This is a genomic window from Mesorhizobium sp. M1004 (genome assembly GCF_040318795.1).
Taxonomy (GTDB): domain Bacteria; phylum Pseudomonadota; class Alphaproteobacteria; order Rhizobiales; family Rhizobiaceae; genus Mesorhizobium.
On the sequence record NZ_JAMYNB010000005.1, the window covers coordinates 329,215 to 345,543 of the forward strand.

Sequence of the window (16,329 nt, forward strand, 5' to 3'; positions counted from 1 at the left end):
CCCGGGTTGTCGGGTGGCGACCGGCATCGGCAGAAGCCTGTACTCGACCCGGCATCGGTGCGAAGGGCAAACCTTCGCCGGACGCCAGGTGAGACCTAGGCTTCGCGGCCTCGCATTACCATGTGAAATACTGCCATTCAGACCTCCCGCAAGACACTTGCGGAGCGGTCCTTATAGAGACGCCATGAAGGATCGCCAAGGCCGGGCACGTGGCAAAGCGTAACTGGTCCAACCAGTGAGGTTATTTTGCAACAACAGCGGGTCAACCCCTCGCTATGCCTCATTCCGGGTTGCGATCGAGGCGCATGTAGCGGCCGTCGGTCGATGCCTTGAAGCCCAGCTTCTCATAAAGGCCATGCGCGTCACTGGTCGACAGGCTCCAGTGCGAGACCGTGTTGAGTTCAGGGTGGTTGATGAGCGCCCGCACCAGTTGCGTGCCAATGCCTTGGCCGCGATGCTGCGGCCAGATGATGATGTCGGCGAGATAGGCAAACACCGTACGGTCGGTGATGGCCCGGCCAAAACCGACTTGGTTCCTATCGATATAGGCCGCGGTGCAGAACGAGTTGCCAAAGGCGCGGCGATGAAAGTCATCGCTGCGGCCGGCGCCCCAATAACTCGCCATCAACAGATCGGAGGTCGCCCGGAAATCGATCCGTGACATGTCGAAGCTGATTTCACAGTCGGGCATGGTGCCTCGCAAAGAATGGAGGGCGGCCGAATTCAGTCCGGCCGGTGATTTGGCTGCCCACGTGGCGCGCTTATGGCACCACGAGATAGGCCTTCTGGTCGGCGATCGCGATGGTCACGTGGGTGCCGGAATTGAACTCGACGAAATCGAGCTCCATCCCGTCGCTGAAGATGACGCCGCCCCTGCTCTGCCGCGAAGAAACCACCAGCGGCCGGTCGCGGGTGATGACGCCATGCACAAGCGACACGCCGGTCGTGTTGCTCGGAAACGGTTCGCGCACCGAAAAGAACAGCTGTTCGGCTTCGCGGTCATAGCCTTGCGGCGGCACGGTCGGCACGGAGTTGTCACCATAGGCCGCGGCCAGTCCCGCGGCGCCCGCCATCACCGAGCGCAGCCAGCCGGTAGAGCCGGCGCCCGTGGAGATGATAATGCCGCTCGACGACTGGCGCTCGGTCCTGCCGCCATAGGTCAATTCGTAGCGCGCCGAGACATGCGTCGAGGCGCCAACGAACAGATCGTTGAAGGCGATCAGCCGGCGTCCGTCATTGGAGCGCGCTTCGGCCATCACCACCGCCTGGCGCTTCGCCTTGCCGGCGATCGTCAGGCCGAGGACCTTTTCGGTATCGTCGGCATTCCACGGCAGCAACACGCCGTCGAAAAGCGCCGGGTCCGGGTTGATGCCGATCAGCGGCTGGTACGGGAGGTACTTCGCGGTGTTGGACACCAGCCCGTCCTGACCGAGCGCGATCACCGCGTCGGAGCCGAATTCGAACTGCGGTACCAGTTCGCGGTCGAGCCGCAACTGTTTGAGGCCTTGGGGAAGCGAACCCATCACCCGGTCGAGCGCCTGGTGATAGACGTCATGCGCCGCCTTGACCGGGTCGAAATCCATGCCGGCCTGCCGGAGATAAAAGCGCGCCTGTCCCTGCGTGTTGAAGCGCGTCGTCAGCTCCTCCAGCTCGGTCTTGCGGGTGACGACGATCACCCGGTCGATCGGCCTGCCGCTCTGGTCGCTTGCCACCCGTGCTTGCCTTTCAGGACCCGGCTTTCGGCGTGGAAAGCTGGCTGAGCGCGCTGGTGAGCATGTCAGGCGTGATCGACAGATTGCCGACCGAACCGCCCTTTTCCGCCCAGGCCTTGAAGGCCATCGCCGTCAGCACGTGGGCGGGCGCCGACGAATAGACGGTCAGTTCCAGCTGCTGCGCCTTGGCTTCCGCCTCGGCAAGCGTCAGCTTGTTGCGCGCTTCGGTGTCGACCAGCAGCTTGTTGCGTTCGGCAAGCTCGATTTCGGTCGCCAGTTCGCTCTGCTTGATCTCGCGCTCCTTCTCCACGCCCCAGGCACGGCGCCCATAGATCGCGGCATCGGCCTGGCGCTGCAGCGCCTCGCGATATTCGGTCTGGAGCGCCTTGCGGATCTCCGGCGTCGGCTGGACCGAGGTGATGTGGACCTCCTCGATCGACAGGCCGGCGGTTGCCGCAATCGGATCGTTGCGCAGGAGTTCGGCGAGATTGCCGCCGAGCTTGGTCACCTCGGCCAGCGCCTGCTCCAGCGTCATGCTCGAAACCACCGCGCGGGCGCGGCTCTGTATCGCCAGCACCAGGCGCTCGGCGATCTTCTCCCGGCCGTCGCCGACGACGTCGGCACGGCTGAGCTTGGCGCTGAAATCAAAACCTTCGGCTGCCTTGAGTGGATCGATGATGCGGTAGCTGACCGACCCCTGGATTGCCAGATCCTGGAAATTCGCCGTCGTCTCGGTGAAGATGAAGGGGTTATCGAGCGACGTCACCGGCACCATCGCTATCGTGGTGCCGAACGTGCCGTACCAGAAGGAGATGCCGCGCCCCTGCTCCCTGATCTTGCCGTTCTTGAAGCGCAGGATGTGATACTCAGGCGTTCCCTTGAAATAGCTGATAAACATGCGCCCCCCAAGGTTCATCAATTTAATCAGATGTTTAGCCGCGATCCCTGAAACGGTTGGTGATGGGATAGCGGCGGTCGCGTCCAAAATTCTTACGGGTGATCTTCACACCCGGCGCCGCTTGCCGGCGTTTGTACTCGGCAATGTAGAGCAAATGTTCGACGCGCGTCACCGTCGCCCGATCGTGGCCGCGCGCGACGATGTCGTCGACGCCCATTTCGTTCTCGACCAGGCATTCCAGAATGTCGTCCAGCACCGGATAGGGCGGCAGCGAATCCTGGTCGGTCTGGTTCTCGCGCAATTCCGCCGACGGCGCCTTGTCGATGATATTCCTGGGGATCACCTCGCCTGAGGGACCGAGCGCGCCCGGCGGCACATGGCTGTTGCGCCAGCGCGACAGCGCATAGACCTGCATCTTGTAGAGGTCTTTTATCGGGTTGAAGCCGCCATTCATGTCGCCATAAAGCGTGGCGTAGCCCACCGACATCTCGCTCTTGTTGCCCGTGGTGACGACCATCGAGCCGAACTTGTTGGAAATCGCCATCAGGATCGTGCCGCGCGCGCGGCTCTGCAAATTTTCCTCGGTAATGCCTTCCTTGGTGCCCTCGAAAAGCTGCGTCAGCGTATGCAGAAAACCCTCGACCGGTTCGAAGATCGGCACGATGTCATAGCGGCAGCCAAGCGCACGGGCGCAATCCTCGGCATCCTTCAGCGAATCCTCCGAGGTATAGCGGTAGGGCATCATCACCGCCCGCAGCCGCTCCTCGCCAAGTGCGTCGACGGCAAGGGCCGCGCAGATCGCCGAATCGATGCCGCCGGAGAGACCCAGCACCACGTTCTTGAAGCCGTTCTTGTTGACGTAGTCGCGCAGGCCGAGCATGCAGGCGCGGTAGTCCGCCTCTTCGCGCTCGGGGATTTTCGACATCGGCCCTTCCGAGCAGACCCAGCCGTCGAACTCTTCTGCGTTTTGCGCGCCTGCGGCGACGCGGTTGCGCTTCCAGGTGGTGACGTCGACAGTTTCCTCGAACTGGCTCATCTGGAAGGCAAGCGTCTTGTCGGCGCCTATGGCAAAAGAGGCGCCGTCGAAGATCAGCTCATCCTGGCCGCCGATCTGATTGGCATAGATCATCGGCAAACCGGTCTCGATGACCTGGCGGATAACGACCTGATGGCGCACGTCCATCTTGGCGCGGTAGTAGGGCGAGCCGTTCGGCACCAGCAGGATTTCCGCGCCGCTTTCGGCCAGGGTTTCACAGATGCCGACGTCGCCCCAGATGTCCTCGCAGATCGGAATTCCGATGCGCACACCGCGGAAATTGACGGGTCCCTGAGCCTCGGGGCCGGCCTGAAAGACGCGCTTCTCGTCGAACTCGCCATAGTTTGGCAAATCGAGCTTGTAGCGCTCGGCGAGGATCTTGCCGCCATCGGCGATGATGATCGAATTGTGGGTGCCGCTCTTGCGCTTCAGCGGCGTGCCGATGATGACGCCCGGCCCGCCATCGGCGGTATCTCCGGCGAAGTCTTGCGCGGCCTTCTCGCAAACCTTGAGGAAGGCCGGCTTCAGCACCAGGTCCTCCGGCGGGTAACCGGCAAGGAAAAGCTCGGTGTAGAGCACGATGTCGGCGCCCTGGCGGGCGGCATCGGCCCTCGCCTCGCGCGCCTTGGCAAGGTTGCCGGCGACATCGCCGACCGTCGGGTTGAGCTGGGCAACGGCGATGCGCAGAATATCGGGTGCGGTCTTCTGGGTCATGCCTGCGGTTTAGCGCGGCAAATTTGCCCGGGCAATGGCGTTCGTTTGGACCAATTCGGTGATCAGTCATCGCCCATATATTCCCGCAGCGATTGCGGCGAATGGTTCTCTCCGATCGACATCGCCAGAATGCGCGAGATGTGCCGGCGCGGCAGGCCGGTTTCCTGCGCCCATTTGTTGATCTGCGCCTGAATCCTGTCGAGATCCCTCTTCGACGTCGGACTTTCGGCGATGTCGAGGCCGGCGTCACGCAAAGCCGCGACCATATCGGCCGAGATGACGAAGGCGTCCCATTGCAGCCAACGCAGGAAATACTGGCCGGTGTTGCCGCCAAGCCGGCTGCCATGCTTGCCGAGATACGCCATCAGCCCGACCTGGTCGTCGTCAGGCCACTCCGCGAGGAATTTGCCGAAACCGCCATGTTCCTTCGACACACGCTCAACGAAGGCGGCGTTGTCGCGGACGGATTTGATCTTCTGCGGGTTGCGCACAATGCGTTGATCAGCCGTCAGGTCATGCCAGAAGTCATCAGGTTGAAACAACAGCCGTTTCGGCTCGAAATGGAGAAAGGCTTCCTCGAAGCCCGGCCATTTCTGTTCGATGACGCGCCAGACGAAGCCGGCGGCAAACACCCGCTCGGCCATCGTCGACAGGATGCGATCGTCCGTAATGTCGGCAACAGCAGCATTGTCAGGCGCCGGCCCGAGCAGCGAGGTCAGCACGGCGTCGCCGCCTTTGCGTTTTGCAGCACGGGCGCGAATCTTCGCGAAATCGGGCATCCTGCATCCTCGCGCCGCGCTTTTGACGAAACGCCATCTTCCTATATGCAAACGAGGCTGCCAAGCCGATGCTTTTCCTATGGAGACATCCATGCACAAGACCGTGCCAGAACTGGCCAACCGCTGGCTGAGGCGAACGCCGGAGGGCCTCAGCGAGCTCGAGCGGCGGGTGTTGCAGAGCACTGTCGACCGCAAGCCCATCTCGCAGGATATCAACGACAGCCTCACCGGCCTTCAGGGCGCCGGCGACCGGATCGCCGATGCCATTGCCCGCATCGGCGGCTCGTGGACGTTCATCCTGTCCTTCATTGCTTTCCTGGTGCTGTGGATCGGCGCCAATTGGTGGCTGCTCGGGCGAGACTCATTCGACCCCTACCCCTTCATCTTCCTCAATCTCGTGCTGTCGATGATCGCCGCCCTGCAGGCGCCGGTGATCATGATGTCGCAGAACCGCCAGGCCGCACGCGACCGCATCGACGCCGCGCATGACTATGAGGTCAACCTCAAGGCCGAGATCGAGATCATGGCTCTGCATGAAAAGCTGGACGAACTGCGCCACAGCCAGATCATCGGCGTGCGCGAGGACATCGCGCGCCTGGCCGAACAGGTGAACCGCATAGACGAAAAAGTGTCGGGCCGGCAAACCTCTCAATGACCGGGATCGTCCATCACCTCATCGAGCAATATGGGTTGATCGCGGTTTTCCTGGGCTGTGTCGCCGAAGGCGAAAGTGCGGCCATCCTCGGCGGCTTCTTCGCCCATCAGCATGTCTTCATCCTCTGGAAGGCTTTCCTCGCGGCCGCCATTGGCGCCTTCGTCGGCGACACGTTTTTCTTCATTCTCGGCCGCAGCTTTGCCGACCATCCCAGGGTGCTGAAACTGAAGGCGAGGCCCGGCTTCAACCACGCCTACCGTCTCGTCTCGTCCCATCCCAACATATTCGTCCTGTCCAACCGCTACATCTATGGCCTGCGCCTGGTCGGCGGCATCGCGGCCGGTTTCGCCAGCATTTCGGTAGCGCGCTTCGTTATCCTCAACGCGGTGTCGTCGCTGGTCTGGGCGGCTTTGTTCTGCGGCATCGGCTACGTCTTCGGCCTCGGCGCCGAGCAGATGATAGGCAAGGCACTGCTCCATCACGAACGGCTGCTGATCGCGCTTGCCATAGGTCTGGGTGTCGCCATCCTTGCCTGGCTCATCGCCCGCACCATCGCCGGTAAGGAGCGCGCCAAGGACGCCCGCGACAGCGAAACCACATCGTAAGGTTCAGTCGTCGTCCTCGACCAGAGCCCGGTCGCCGCGATCGAGGATCAGCGGGATGATGAGATCTTCCTCGTCGGCCAGATGCCGCTTCAGCATGGCGATCAGCCGGCTGTTCTCGTCCGCATAGGCGTCGGCGGCGAAGCGCTGCCTGTCCTCGCTCTCCTCGAGCGTGCGGATGAAGGCGTTCGCCGTCTCGGCGTTGCGCTCCAGCCCCTCATGAATGGTGTGATGGTCGGCATCGAGGATTTCGAAGCCGCGCTTCAGGCGCGGCTCCGCCTTGGCGAAAGCCGGGAAATATTGGTAGTCCTCGACATTGTGGTGGCCGTCGAGATTGCCGAGAAAGTGGTTCAGCCGCGGCGCGAACCAGCGCGCGAAATCCGGCGCCGTCAGCCTGCCTTCGCGATAGTCGCCAATGCCGTTGGTGAGCATGCCGCCCAGCTCTCGGAACATGTCGTGCCGCTGCAGCCACATGTTTGCCATGCCGTGGATGTTGGCGTGGCCCTGCCATGTCTCGCGCGGATATTTTTCCGCCAGCCAGCGCAGGTCTTCCGGCAGGCCGGCTCTTTCAAGCAGCAGAAAATTGGCTTCCACGACGTCAGTCTCCTTTGGTGACTAACATATGGGAGCGTTCAGATCAGATCGGTAGTCCCGTGATGCGCTCGATGAGGGCGATTCCCCAGACGCCGGCGACGATAACAACCGAAATCAGCACCGCCAGCGAGCCGCAGTCCTTGGCGAGCTGGATGTCGACGTTGAACTCGCGACTGAAGGCATCGCAGGCTGCCTCGATGCCGGTGTTCAGCACTTCGACCATGATGAGCAGCAGCACCGCGCCGATCAACAGCGCGTAGCCGCGCCACGAGACCGAGACGAACCAGCCGAGCGGCAGCGCCAGCACCAGCAGCATCAGTTCCTGCTGAAATGCCCTTTCGCTGGCGGCGAGCTTGCGAAAGGCTCGCACAGAATTGAAGTAAGCACCGATCAGCCGCTGCATGCCGCATCCCCTTCGAATCACCGGCAGGGGATATCGCAATGGCTGGATCAAGGGAATAAGGCAGCCGCCGCAAAATCACTCCTCCGCAACCTTGATCGTCGGCGTCGACTTCTCGAACTGCGGCAGTCCATCGTCGATCGTATAGTAATCGCCCTTGTCGCCGACAAAGATGTGGCATTGGCCTTCGAGCCCGGTCGGGTTGTCGAACGATCCGGCCAGAACTGAGACATAGGCATCCTGACCCGGCTTCCAGAACAGCACCGAGCCGCAGATCTTGCAAAAGCCGCGCTTGGCAAAGGAAGACGATTCGTACCAGCTGATGTTGTCGGCGCCGGTTATCGTGATGTCGCCGTCGGCGACGTTGGTCGCGGCGTAAAAATGCCCGCTCTGCTTGCGGCACTGCGAACAGTGGCAATAAATGACGCCGCGCAACGGCCCTCGCGTCTGGAAACGCACGGCTCCACACAGGCAAGATCCGCTGTGGTTGTTGCTCATCCCTACCTCCACCAGCCATCGTCCAGGGCTTCGCCGCTGGCCGAGAGGATTTCAGTTTTGCCGCAGCCGGGCACCGGCAAATGCGACATGGGGTGGCCGCGTTCGGACCTGACCTCAGGATCTTTGCAAACCATTTCTGCAGCCTGCGGTAGAACGGACGCGTTACCTGGCGGCACATTAAGGAAACTTTAGCGCCGGCGCATCTATGGTCGTTGCCAAGCGAATGTCGCGATTGGGGACGTGTCTTTCGCAGGATGATCCGAAATACGGCTGGCACTCTCCGGTCGGCGGCATCTCGCACGGTCTGCGATGGTTCCCAGAGGCAGAGTGAACAGAACATGCAGCCGGCAGCCGTCCAGACCGACCGAAACAGCGACATTGCAACAGCCGTTGTGGCGACCATGCGTCAGCTCGGCGTGCTTGGCCTGCCGCGCAATTACGAAATCTTCTACGAAGCACTGAAAGGCGCCAATCGCGAACTCGGCCTGGCCGTCGTCGCGCTCGGCAACCAGCCGACGCAGGACGATCTCGACCGCATCGGCCGCGCTTTCTTTGCACAGCATCACGGTCCCGGCATTGTCGAGCAGGCGCGCGACGTGCTGGCCAGGGAACTCGAGGACATCGCCTTGCTGCTGCGCAGCGAACGTAGCCATATCGAGAAATACGGCAAGATCCTCGATGAGACATCGAGTGGCCTCGCCAACCGCAGCCTGCTTTCGCAGGATCTGCTGCAGAAGGTCGCCAGCGCCATGGCGGCGGCCACCAACTCGACCCTCGACCACGGCAAGCAGGTTGCAACCACGCTGAGCGACAAGACGGCGGAACTGGAGAGCGTCAAGTCGAAGCTTGAGGAGTACAAGCGGCTCGCCGACACCGACCCCTTGACCCATATCTGGAACCGCCGCGCCTTCGACAAGCAAATCACGGCGATTTACACCTCCAACAAGGGGATCCTGTTCAACGCCCTGATCCTTGCCGACATCGACCATTTCAAGGGTGTCAACGATCGCTACGGCCACCCGGTCGGCGACAAGATCATCCAGATCGTCGCTGAAATCTTCCAGACCAGCATCCGTGAAGACATGTTCGTTGCCCGCACCGGCGGCGAGGAATTCGCGCTGATCGTCGAGGGCGCCAGCGAGGATACCACTTACGAGATCGCCGAACGCATCCGCGTGCTGATCGAACAGACGCCGTTCACCAGCAGCCAGACCGGCGCCAATTACGGCACGGTGACCGTTTCCATGGGCATCTGCATGGCTTCCGAAGCGGAAAGCCCGGAGGATCTTTACACCAAGGCGGACCGGGCGCTCTACCGCTCCAAGGTTGGCGGGCGCAACCGCGTCACCCGGCACTCGACAATGGCCGGCCGCACCGGCAAGAACTGGCTGCTATACAAGAAAGACTGACGCTTCGGCGTGCAGCCAATTCCCGGGCACAGGCAAATTTATCGGATCCCGCCTCTTTCCATATGAATTTCAGTGGACTATATTTTCCATGGAAAGAGAGAGGCCATGTCTGTTACACAACCCAATGCCGCCCCTGATCTCACCGCGACGGCGGCCGAAAACGCGGTTCTGACCAAGGCCACGCTGCGCGCCGCCGAACTCTTGGATATAACCGCCAGGGTGCTTGCGTCGATCATCGGCGTCTCGGAAGCCACGGTTTCACGCATGCGCAGGCAGGAATTCCTGCTGGAGCGCGGCACCAAGCCGTTCGAACTCGCGGTGCTGTTCGTGCGGCTGTTCCGTTCGCTCGATGCCATTGTCGGCGGTGACGAGACGATAGCCCGGGCATGGCTGAAGAACGCCAACACGGCTTTCGATGGCAGCCCGCTTGAAAAGATCCTCACCATTACCGGGCTTGTCGATGTCATTGCCTATCTGGACTCCCGACGCGCTCTCGTCTGAAGCCGTCCGGCTCGACGGCAAATACTGGCGCATGGTCGAGGCGCAGCACCGCGTCTCGACGCTGAAGATCGTCGACACGCTGGACGAACAGGCGCTGCTCGAGGATCTGATCGAGGAGACCAAGCCGCAAATCCCCATGGAATGCCGGCATCTCCACTATCTCCTGGCGACGCCCTTCCGCTACGGCTCGATCTATCCCTACGGCTCGCGCTTCCGCCGCGCCGGCCGCACTCTTGGCGTCTACTACGCGGCGGAGACGATCATGACGGCGGTCGCCGAAATGGCCTTCTACCGCTTGTTGTTCTTCGCCGATTCGCCCGAGACGCCATGGCCGCACGACGCCGCCGAATACACCGCCTTCGCCGCCGCGATCCGTACCGACAATGCCATCGACCTGACGCGGCCGCCGCTCGACCGCGACCGGGCCCATTGGACGCATCCGACCGACTATGCCGCCAGCCAGGCGATTGCCGATGTCGCGCGTGAGGCTGGGCTGGAGGCGATCCGTTACCGTTCGGCGCGCGACCCGAAGGGCGTCAATGTGGCGCTGCTGACATGCCGCGGCTTTACCAAGGCCAAGCCGCTGGAGCCGCATACCTGGCGCATCCGGCTGGGCTCCCTCGGCGTCCAGGCGATCTGCGAATTTCCGGAAAGGCGCATCGAGTTTTCCAGAACCGCCTTCGCCAATGATCCCCGGCTCAACGGATTGCGCTGGGAACGCGGGCGTTGATCTAAACGAAAAGCGCCGGATTTCTCCGGCGCTTTTCCACTTCAATCTGAAAACAGGTTCAGCCGTTAGCCACCTGCTTGTGCTGCACCGGATGGCTCTTCTTCAAGAGATCCGACACCAGGAACGCCAGCTCGATCGCCTGGTCGGCGTTGAGGCGCGGGTCGCAATGGGTGTGATAGCGGTCCTGCAGCTCCTCGGCGGTGATGGCGCGGGCGCCACCGGTGCATTCGGTGACGTTCTTGCCGGTCATCTCGACATGGATGCCGCCGGGATGCGTGCCTTCGGCGCGATGCACCTCGAAGAAGGTCTGCACTTCCTTGAGGATGCGGTCGAACGGGCGCGTCTTGTAGCCGGCAGCCTCGATCGTATTGCCGTGCATCGGGTCGGACGACCACACGACGCTGCGACCTTCCTTCTGCACCGCGCGCACCAGCTTCGGCAGATGGTCGGCGACCTTGTCGGAGCCGAAGCGGGCGATCAGCGTCAGCCGGCCCGGCTCGTTCTCCGGATTGAGCAGGTCGATGAGCTCCAGCAGGCCGTCAGTCGTCAGCGACGGGCCGCATTTGAGGCCGAGCGGGTTCTTGATGCCGCGGCAATATTCGACATGCGCATGGTCGGGCTGTCGGGTGCGGTCGCCGATCCAGATCATGTGGCCCGACGTTGCGTACCAGTCGCCGGAGGTCGAATCGACGCGGGTCAGCGCCTCTTCATAGCCGAGCAGAAGCGCCTCGTGACTGGTGTAAAAGTCGGTCTCACGCAGCGCGTAGTTGGTCTCCGAGGTGATGCCGACGGCCTTCATGAAGTCCATCGTCTCGGTGATGCGGTTGGCGAGCATGCCATACTTCTCGCCTTGCGGGCTGTCGGAGACGAAGCCCAGCATCCAGCGATGCACATTCTCCAGGCTGGCGTAGCCGCCTTGGGCGAAGGCACGCAGCAGGTTAAGCGTCGCCGCCGACTGGCGGTAGGCCATTTCCTGGCGGGCCGGGTCGGGAATACGCGACTTGGGGTCGAACTCGATGCCGTTGATGATGTCGCCACGGTAGCTTGGCAGCGTCACCCCGCCCTTGGTCTCATCGTCAGACGAGCGCGGCTTGGCGAACTGGCCGGCGACACGGCCGACCTTCACCACCGGCTGCGCGCCGGCAAAGGTCAGCACCACCGACATCTGCAGGAAGACGCGGAAGAAGTCGCGGATGTTGTCGGCGCCATGTTCGGCGAAACTCTCGGCGCAATCACCGCCCTGCAGAAGGAATGCGTCGCCGGCAGCGACAGCCGCAAGCTGCTTCTTCAGCTTGCGAGCCTCACCGGCAAAAACCAGCGGCGGAAAGGTGGCGAGCTGGGCTTCCGTGTTCTTCAGCGCGGCGAGGTCCGGATAGGCAGGAACCTGCTTGATCGGCTTTGCTCTCCAAGAATTCGGCGACCATTTCGTCATCGCTGCACCCAAACGCTCTTTCCAGCAGGCTTTTGCCCGCCATTCCCGCCCCATATGCGGATGGCGGCTCCATACACGAAGCCGATTTTCTATTCTAGACCGGAATTCAAGCGCTGGCGAATGATGGGGAGCGCCATGCCGCGACCCACTTTGGCTTCTTATCTTCGCGACGGCTGTGCAATATCGCTTGGTGCCAGAATCGATCCTCACCGATCTAGTCGCGCCGGTCATCGTCCGCCGCGCAACAATTCTCCATGGAGTCCCTATGTCCGTGTCCGCCTACTTTGACCGCGTGCGCCGCGAGCAAGGCCTGTTTACGATCGAAGAGGTGGTTGGCCTGTCCGAGCGCGGCAACGTGATCTACGACCCCTACTCCACGCTGATTTCCGCAGGCGCCGTCATCGGGCGAGGCAACGTCTTCTTCCCCGGCGTCTACCTGTTCTGCACCGACGGTGGCGCGCTGGAGATCGGCGACGCCAACATTTTCCACGCCAACACACTGTTCGAAGCAGCCACAGGCATCATCCGCGTCGGCTCACGCAACCAGTTCGGTGAAGGTGGTTTTACTGCAAAGGCCAACAGGCCGGGAGCCTCGATCGTGATCGGCGATCAAGGCCGCTATCTCAACGGCGCGGCGGTCTTCGGCGAAACGGTGCTGGGTTCAGGCAGCCAGCTTCTCGGTGCAATCACGGTCGACAGTTGCCGGCTGGAACCGGGCGGCAGTTTTCGTGAGCCCGACCCCGACCGACGGGCCGGATTGCTGAAAGGCGCCGGCGCCGCGCGCGGCTTCACCGTGCCTGCCGGGCACGTCATCGTCGGCGCCGGCACGTTCTCGGCATCCGACCTGCAGTTGCAGTCGAATTTCCATCCGAAAGTCTAGGTGGCCACCAGCCGCGCCAACTGCGTCATGACGACAGCCGAGCCCGCCAGACGCTTCTCGGCTGTCGGCCAGTCGCGGATGAAGACCACGCTGTGGTCGGCCCTGATCTTGGCCAGCGAGCCCTGTTCGCCGATGTACTTGACCAGCCCGACCGGGTTGGAAAACTCGCGCTTGCGGAAATGGATGACGACGCCCTTGGGGCCGGCATCGAGTTTTTCGACATTGGCCCTGCGGCAGAGTGCCTTGATGAAGACGATCTTGAGCAGATGCTTCACTTCCTCCGGCAGCGGGCCGAAGCGGTCGATCAGCTCGGCGCCGAAAGCATCGATCTCCTCGGTGTTTTCGAGATCGCCAAGGCGGCGGTAGAGCGCCAGCCTGAGCTGAAGGTCCGGCACGTAGCTTTCCGGGATCATGACAGCCGTGCCGACAGCGATCTGCGGCGACCAGCCGCCGTCCTGGACCTCGCCGGAGTCCTTCACCTCGGCCACCGCCTCTTCCAGCATCTGCTGGTAGAGCTCGAAGCCGACCTCCTTGATGTGTCCGGATTGTTCTTCGCCGAGTAGATTCCCGGCGCCCCTGATGTCGAGGTCGTGGCTGGCGAGCTGGAACCCGGCGCCAAGCGTGTCCAGCGACTGCAGCACCTTCAGCCGGCGCTCGGCCGTGTCGGTGAGCTTGCGGTTGGCCGGCAGCGTGAACAACGCATATGCCCGCACCTTGGAACGGCCGACGCGGCCGCGCAGCTGGTAGAGCTGCGACAGGCCGAACATATCGGCGCGATGGATGATCAGCGTGTTGGCGGTCGGAATGTCGAGCCCGGATTCGACGATGGTGGTCGACAACAGCACGTCGTACTGGCCGTCATAGAAGGCGTTCATGATGTCGTCGAGTTCGCCCGGCGGCATCTGGCCATGGGCCACCGCCACCTTCAGCTCGGGGACGGATTCGCGCAGGAAATCATGGATTTCGGCGAGATCGCTGATGCGCGGAACGACATAGAAGGAATGGCCGCCGCGATAGCGTTCGCGCAGCAGCGTCTCGCGGATGACCAGCGGGTCGAAAGGCGAGATGAAGGTGCGCACCGCCATGCGGTCGATCGGCGGCGTGGCGATCAGCGACAGTTCGCGCACGCCGGTCAAGGCAAGCTGCAGCGTGCGCGGGATCGGCGTCGCCGACAGCGTCAGCACGTGGACGTCGGTCTTGAGGTCCTTCAGCCGTTCCTTGTGCTTGACGCCAAAATGCTGCTCCTCGTCGATGATCAGCAGGCCGAGATTCTTGAACGAGATCGCCGACCCGAGCAGTGCATGGGTGCCGATGACGATGTCGACCTGCCCCTCGGCGATGCCTTTCTTGGTTTCCGCCAGTTCCTTGGCGCCGACCAGCCGCGAGGCCTGGCCGACGCGGATCGGCAGGCCGGAGAAGCGCTGCGAAAAGGTCTTGAAATGCTGGCGCGACAACAGCGTCGTCGGCACCACGACCGCGACCTGGAACCCTTCCATCGCCGCGATGAAGGCGGCGCGCAACGCCACTTCGGTCTTGCCGAAGCCGACATCGCCGCAGATCAGCCGGTCCATCGGCTTGCCGGCGCCGAGATCGTCCACGACGGCATCGATCGCGCCCTGCTGGTCGTCGGTCTCCTCATAGGGAAAGCGCGCCGAGAATTCGCCGTAAAGCCCTTCCGCCGGCACCATGGGCGGCGCGGTACGCATCTGGCGCTCGGCGGCAATGCGGATCAGCTGTCCGGCCATGTCGAGCAGGCGCTTCTTCAGCCGCGCCTTGCGCGACTGCCAGGCGCCGCCGCCGAGCTTGTCCAGCGTCGCCTCGGCTGTGTCAGAGCCGTAGCGCGACAGAAGCTCGATGTTTTCCACCGGCAGGAACAGCCGGTCGTCGCCGGCATAGTGGATTTCCAGGCAGTCATGCGGCGCGCCGACCGCCTCGATGGTGCGCAGGCCGATGAAGCGGCCAATGCCGTGATCGGCGTGGACGACGATGTCGCCGGCCGACAGCGACGAGGCCTCGGCGATGAAATCCGACGCGCGCTTCTTGCGCTTCGAGCGGCGGATCAGCCGGTCGCCCAGAATGTCCTGCTCGGCGACGACAACCAGCTGTTCGGTCTCGAAGCCGGATTCCAGCGGCAGCACGGCGAGTGCCGCCTGCCCCGGCTCGAGCTTTTCCGCCTCGGCCAGCGTCGCCACCGGCACGAGATTGCCGAGATGGTGCTCGGCCAGGATCTGGCCAAGCCGGTCGAGCGAGCCTTCGGTCCAGCCGGCGACGATGACCCGGCGGCGCGCCGCGCGCTCGTCAGCGATGTGTTTTACGACGACATCGAAGACGTTGATGTTTGGGTCAGCCCGTTCCTCGGCAAAGCTGCGGCCATGGCGCGAACCGCCATGGAAGACCTTCCTGGCCCCGACATCCGGCGCATCGAAAGCAGTGAAGTCGATGGCTTCGCGCGGTCCGAGCGACGCCACGAGGTTTTCCGGTGAGAGATAGAGCAGGTCCGGCGCCACCGGCTTGTAGGGCACGGCGTCCTTCAAGGCGGCGTCGGCCTGTTTGCGGCGCGCTTCGTAGTGGTCGAGGATCAGCGTGTGACGCTCAGCCAGCGCTTCGTGCGCCAGATGGTCGAAGATGACAGGCGCATCCGGCAGATAATCAAACACTGTCTCCAGCCGCTCGTAGAACAGCGGCAGCCAGTGCTCCATGCCGGCAAAGCGCCGCCCTTCGCTCACCGCCGCATAAAGGCCGTCGTCGCGCTGCGGCGCGCCAAAGGCTTCGATATAGGAGCGGCGGAAGCGGCTGATGGTTTCGGGGGTCAGCGCCACTTCACTCATCGCCTGCAGCGCCATCGACTTGCGCTGGCCGGTGGTGCGCTGCGTGGCGGCGTCGAAGACGCGGATCGATTCCAGCGTGTCGCCGAAGAAATCGAGCCGCAGTGCTTCCGTCCAGCCGGGTGCGTAGAGGTCGAGGATGCCGCCGCGCACGGCGAATTCGCCGATACCGCGCACCGTCGGCACCCGCTCGAAGCCGGAAATCTCCAGCCGGGACACCAGCGCGTTCATGTCGATCTGGTTGCCGGGCCTTGCGTGGAAAGTCTGCGCTTCGACCAGATCGGCCGGCGGAATGCGCTGCAGCAGCGCATTGGCAGTGGTCAGGATGACGGCGCGATGCGGCTTTTTCGCCAGCGCGATCATCGCCGTCAGCGCGTCGAGCCGCTTGGCGGCGGCATCGGAGCCGGGAGAAACGCGGTCATAGGGCAGGCAATCCCAGGCCGGCAACTCCAACACCGGCAGGCCGGGGGCGGCAAAGGTCAGCGCCTCGATGATCGACGGCAGGCGCTGGCCGTCGCGCGCCACGAACAGCACCGGTTTGTCAGGCGCAATCTCATGGATCGCCTGCACCAGCGCAAAGGCTTCGTAGCCATCGGCAACGCCGTCGACGATGAACTGGCCGGCACGGCCTTTCGGCAGACCGATTTTGGGAATGAGGCTCATG

Annotated in this window: 16 protein-coding genes; 6 read left to right on the forward strand and 10 right to left on the reverse strand. The window is 63.0% G+C overall.

All coding sequences use genetic code 11. The features are described 5' to 3' along the window. Positions 1–280: 280 nt before the first annotated feature. The 5 genes from NKH54_RS13200 to NKH54_RS13220 form a co-directional block, all read right to left on the reverse strand. Entirely contained in the window at positions 281–691 is a 411-nt protein-coding gene (locus NKH54_RS13200) for a GNAT family N-acetyltransferase (RefSeq protein ID WP_023681545.1), read from the reverse strand. Positions 692–761: 70 nt separating this feature from the next. Then, on the reverse strand, positions 762–1,712 hold the full coding sequence (locus NKH54_RS13205) for a diacylglycerol kinase catalytic domain-containing protein (protein ID WP_081731269.1): 951 nt from the start codon (positions 1,710–1,712) through the stop codon (positions 762–764). A 13-nt stretch (positions 1,713–1,725) separates the two neighbouring features. Continuing rightward, positions 1,726–2,610 (reverse strand): SPFH domain-containing protein, encoded by an 885-nt coding sequence (locus NKH54_RS13210; protein ID WP_023695413.1) that lies wholly within the window; start codon positions 2,608–2,610, stop codon positions 1,726–1,728. A gap of 34 nt (positions 2,611–2,644) precedes the next feature. Then, positions 2,645–4,360 (reverse strand): NAD+ synthase, encoded by a 1,716-nt coding sequence (locus NKH54_RS13215; RefSeq protein ID WP_023725738.1) that lies wholly within the window; start codon positions 4,358–4,360, stop codon positions 2,645–2,647. Positions 4,361–4,422: 62 nt separating this feature from the next. Then, complete coding sequence (locus NKH54_RS13220; protein WP_023695415.1) at positions 4,423–5,139, reverse strand: DNA-3-methyladenine glycosylase I; 717 nt, start codon at positions 5,137–5,139, stop codon at positions 4,423–4,425. 91 nt (positions 5,140–5,230) lie between these two features. On the opposite strand from NKH54_RS13220, the gene NKH54_RS13225 reads away from it, so the two are divergent. Continuing rightward, complete coding sequence (locus NKH54_RS13225) at positions 5,231–5,794, forward strand: DUF1003 domain-containing protein (RefSeq protein WP_023688332.1); 564 nt, start codon at positions 5,231–5,233, stop codon at positions 5,792–5,794. Further along, on the forward strand, positions 5,791–6,399 hold the full coding sequence (locus NKH54_RS13230; protein ID WP_023753306.1) for a DedA family protein: 609 nt from the start codon (positions 5,791–5,793) through the stop codon (positions 6,397–6,399). The genes NKH54_RS13225 and NKH54_RS13230 overlap by 4 nt, the downstream gene beginning before the upstream one ends. Before the next feature lie 3 nt (positions 6,400–6,402). Here the strand turns inward: NKH54_RS13230 and NKH54_RS13235 are convergent, their stop codons facing one another. The 3 genes from NKH54_RS13235 to NKH54_RS13245 all read right to left on the reverse strand — a co-directional run bounded on the left by NKH54_RS13235 (position 6,403) and on the right by NKH54_RS13245 (position 7,888). Next, complete coding sequence (locus NKH54_RS13235; RefSeq protein WP_023667553.1) at positions 6,403–6,990, reverse strand: hemerythrin domain-containing protein; 588 nt, start codon at positions 6,988–6,990, stop codon at positions 6,403–6,405. A gap of 43 nt (positions 6,991–7,033) precedes the next feature. Beyond that, a complete protein-coding gene (locus NKH54_RS13240; protein WP_023667554.1) occupies positions 7,034–7,393 on the reverse strand; it encodes a diacylglycerol kinase in 360 nt (119 codons plus the stop codon). A 75-nt stretch (positions 7,394–7,468) separates the two neighbouring features. Continuing rightward, the gene (locus NKH54_RS13245; protein WP_023667555.1) at positions 7,469–7,888 is read right to left on the reverse strand and encodes a GFA family protein; all 420 of its coding nucleotides are present in this window, start codon (positions 7,886–7,888) and stop codon (positions 7,469–7,471) included. Between the two features lie 338 nt (positions 7,889–8,226). Here NKH54_RS13245 and NKH54_RS13250 point away from each other — a divergent pair, with 338 nt between their 5' ends. The 3 genes from NKH54_RS13250 to NKH54_RS13260 all read left to right on the forward strand — a co-directional run bounded on the left by NKH54_RS13250 (position 8,227) and on the right by NKH54_RS13260 (position 10,528). Beyond that, the gene (locus tag NKH54_RS13250) at positions 8,227–9,297 is read left to right on the forward strand and encodes a GGDEF domain-containing protein (protein ID WP_023821397.1); all 1,071 of its coding nucleotides are present in this window, start codon (positions 8,227–8,229) and stop codon (positions 9,295–9,297) included. A gap of 105 nt (positions 9,298–9,402) precedes the next feature. Next, positions 9,403–9,798 (forward strand): MbcA/ParS/Xre antitoxin family protein, encoded by a 396-nt coding sequence (locus NKH54_RS13255; protein ID WP_023667557.1) that lies wholly within the window; start codon positions 9,403–9,405, stop codon positions 9,796–9,798. Beyond that, the gene (locus NKH54_RS13260) at positions 9,758–10,528 is read left to right on the forward strand and encodes an RES family NAD+ phosphorylase (RefSeq protein ID WP_352625743.1); all 771 of its coding nucleotides are present in this window, start codon (positions 9,758–9,760) and stop codon (positions 10,526–10,528) included. The genes NKH54_RS13255 and NKH54_RS13260 overlap by 41 nt, the downstream gene beginning before the upstream one ends. A gap of 58 nt (positions 10,529–10,586) precedes the next feature. Here NKH54_RS13260 and NKH54_RS13265 read toward each other — a convergent pair whose 3' ends face one another. Next, the gene (locus NKH54_RS13265) at positions 10,587–11,960 is read right to left on the reverse strand and encodes a class II 3-deoxy-7-phosphoheptulonate synthase (protein WP_352625741.1); all 1,374 of its coding nucleotides are present in this window, start codon (positions 11,958–11,960) and stop codon (positions 10,587–10,589) included. 271 nt (positions 11,961–12,231) lie between these two features. Between NKH54_RS13265 and NKH54_RS13270 the strand changes: the two genes are divergently transcribed. Then, positions 12,232–12,840, forward strand: coding sequence for a hypothetical protein (locus tag NKH54_RS13270; RefSeq protein WP_196814900.1), 609 nt, complete (start codon positions 12,232–12,234; stop codon positions 12,838–12,840). Here the strand turns inward: NKH54_RS13270 and mfd are convergent. Next, positions 12,837–16,328: a transcription-repair coupling factor gene (gene mfd, locus NKH54_RS13275; RefSeq protein ID WP_353028363.1), complete on the reverse strand. Its 3,492-nt coding sequence runs from the start codon at positions 16,326–16,328 to the stop codon at positions 12,837–12,839. The genes NKH54_RS13270 and mfd overlap by 4 nt on opposite strands. Between the last annotated feature and the right edge of the window lies 1 nt (position 16,329).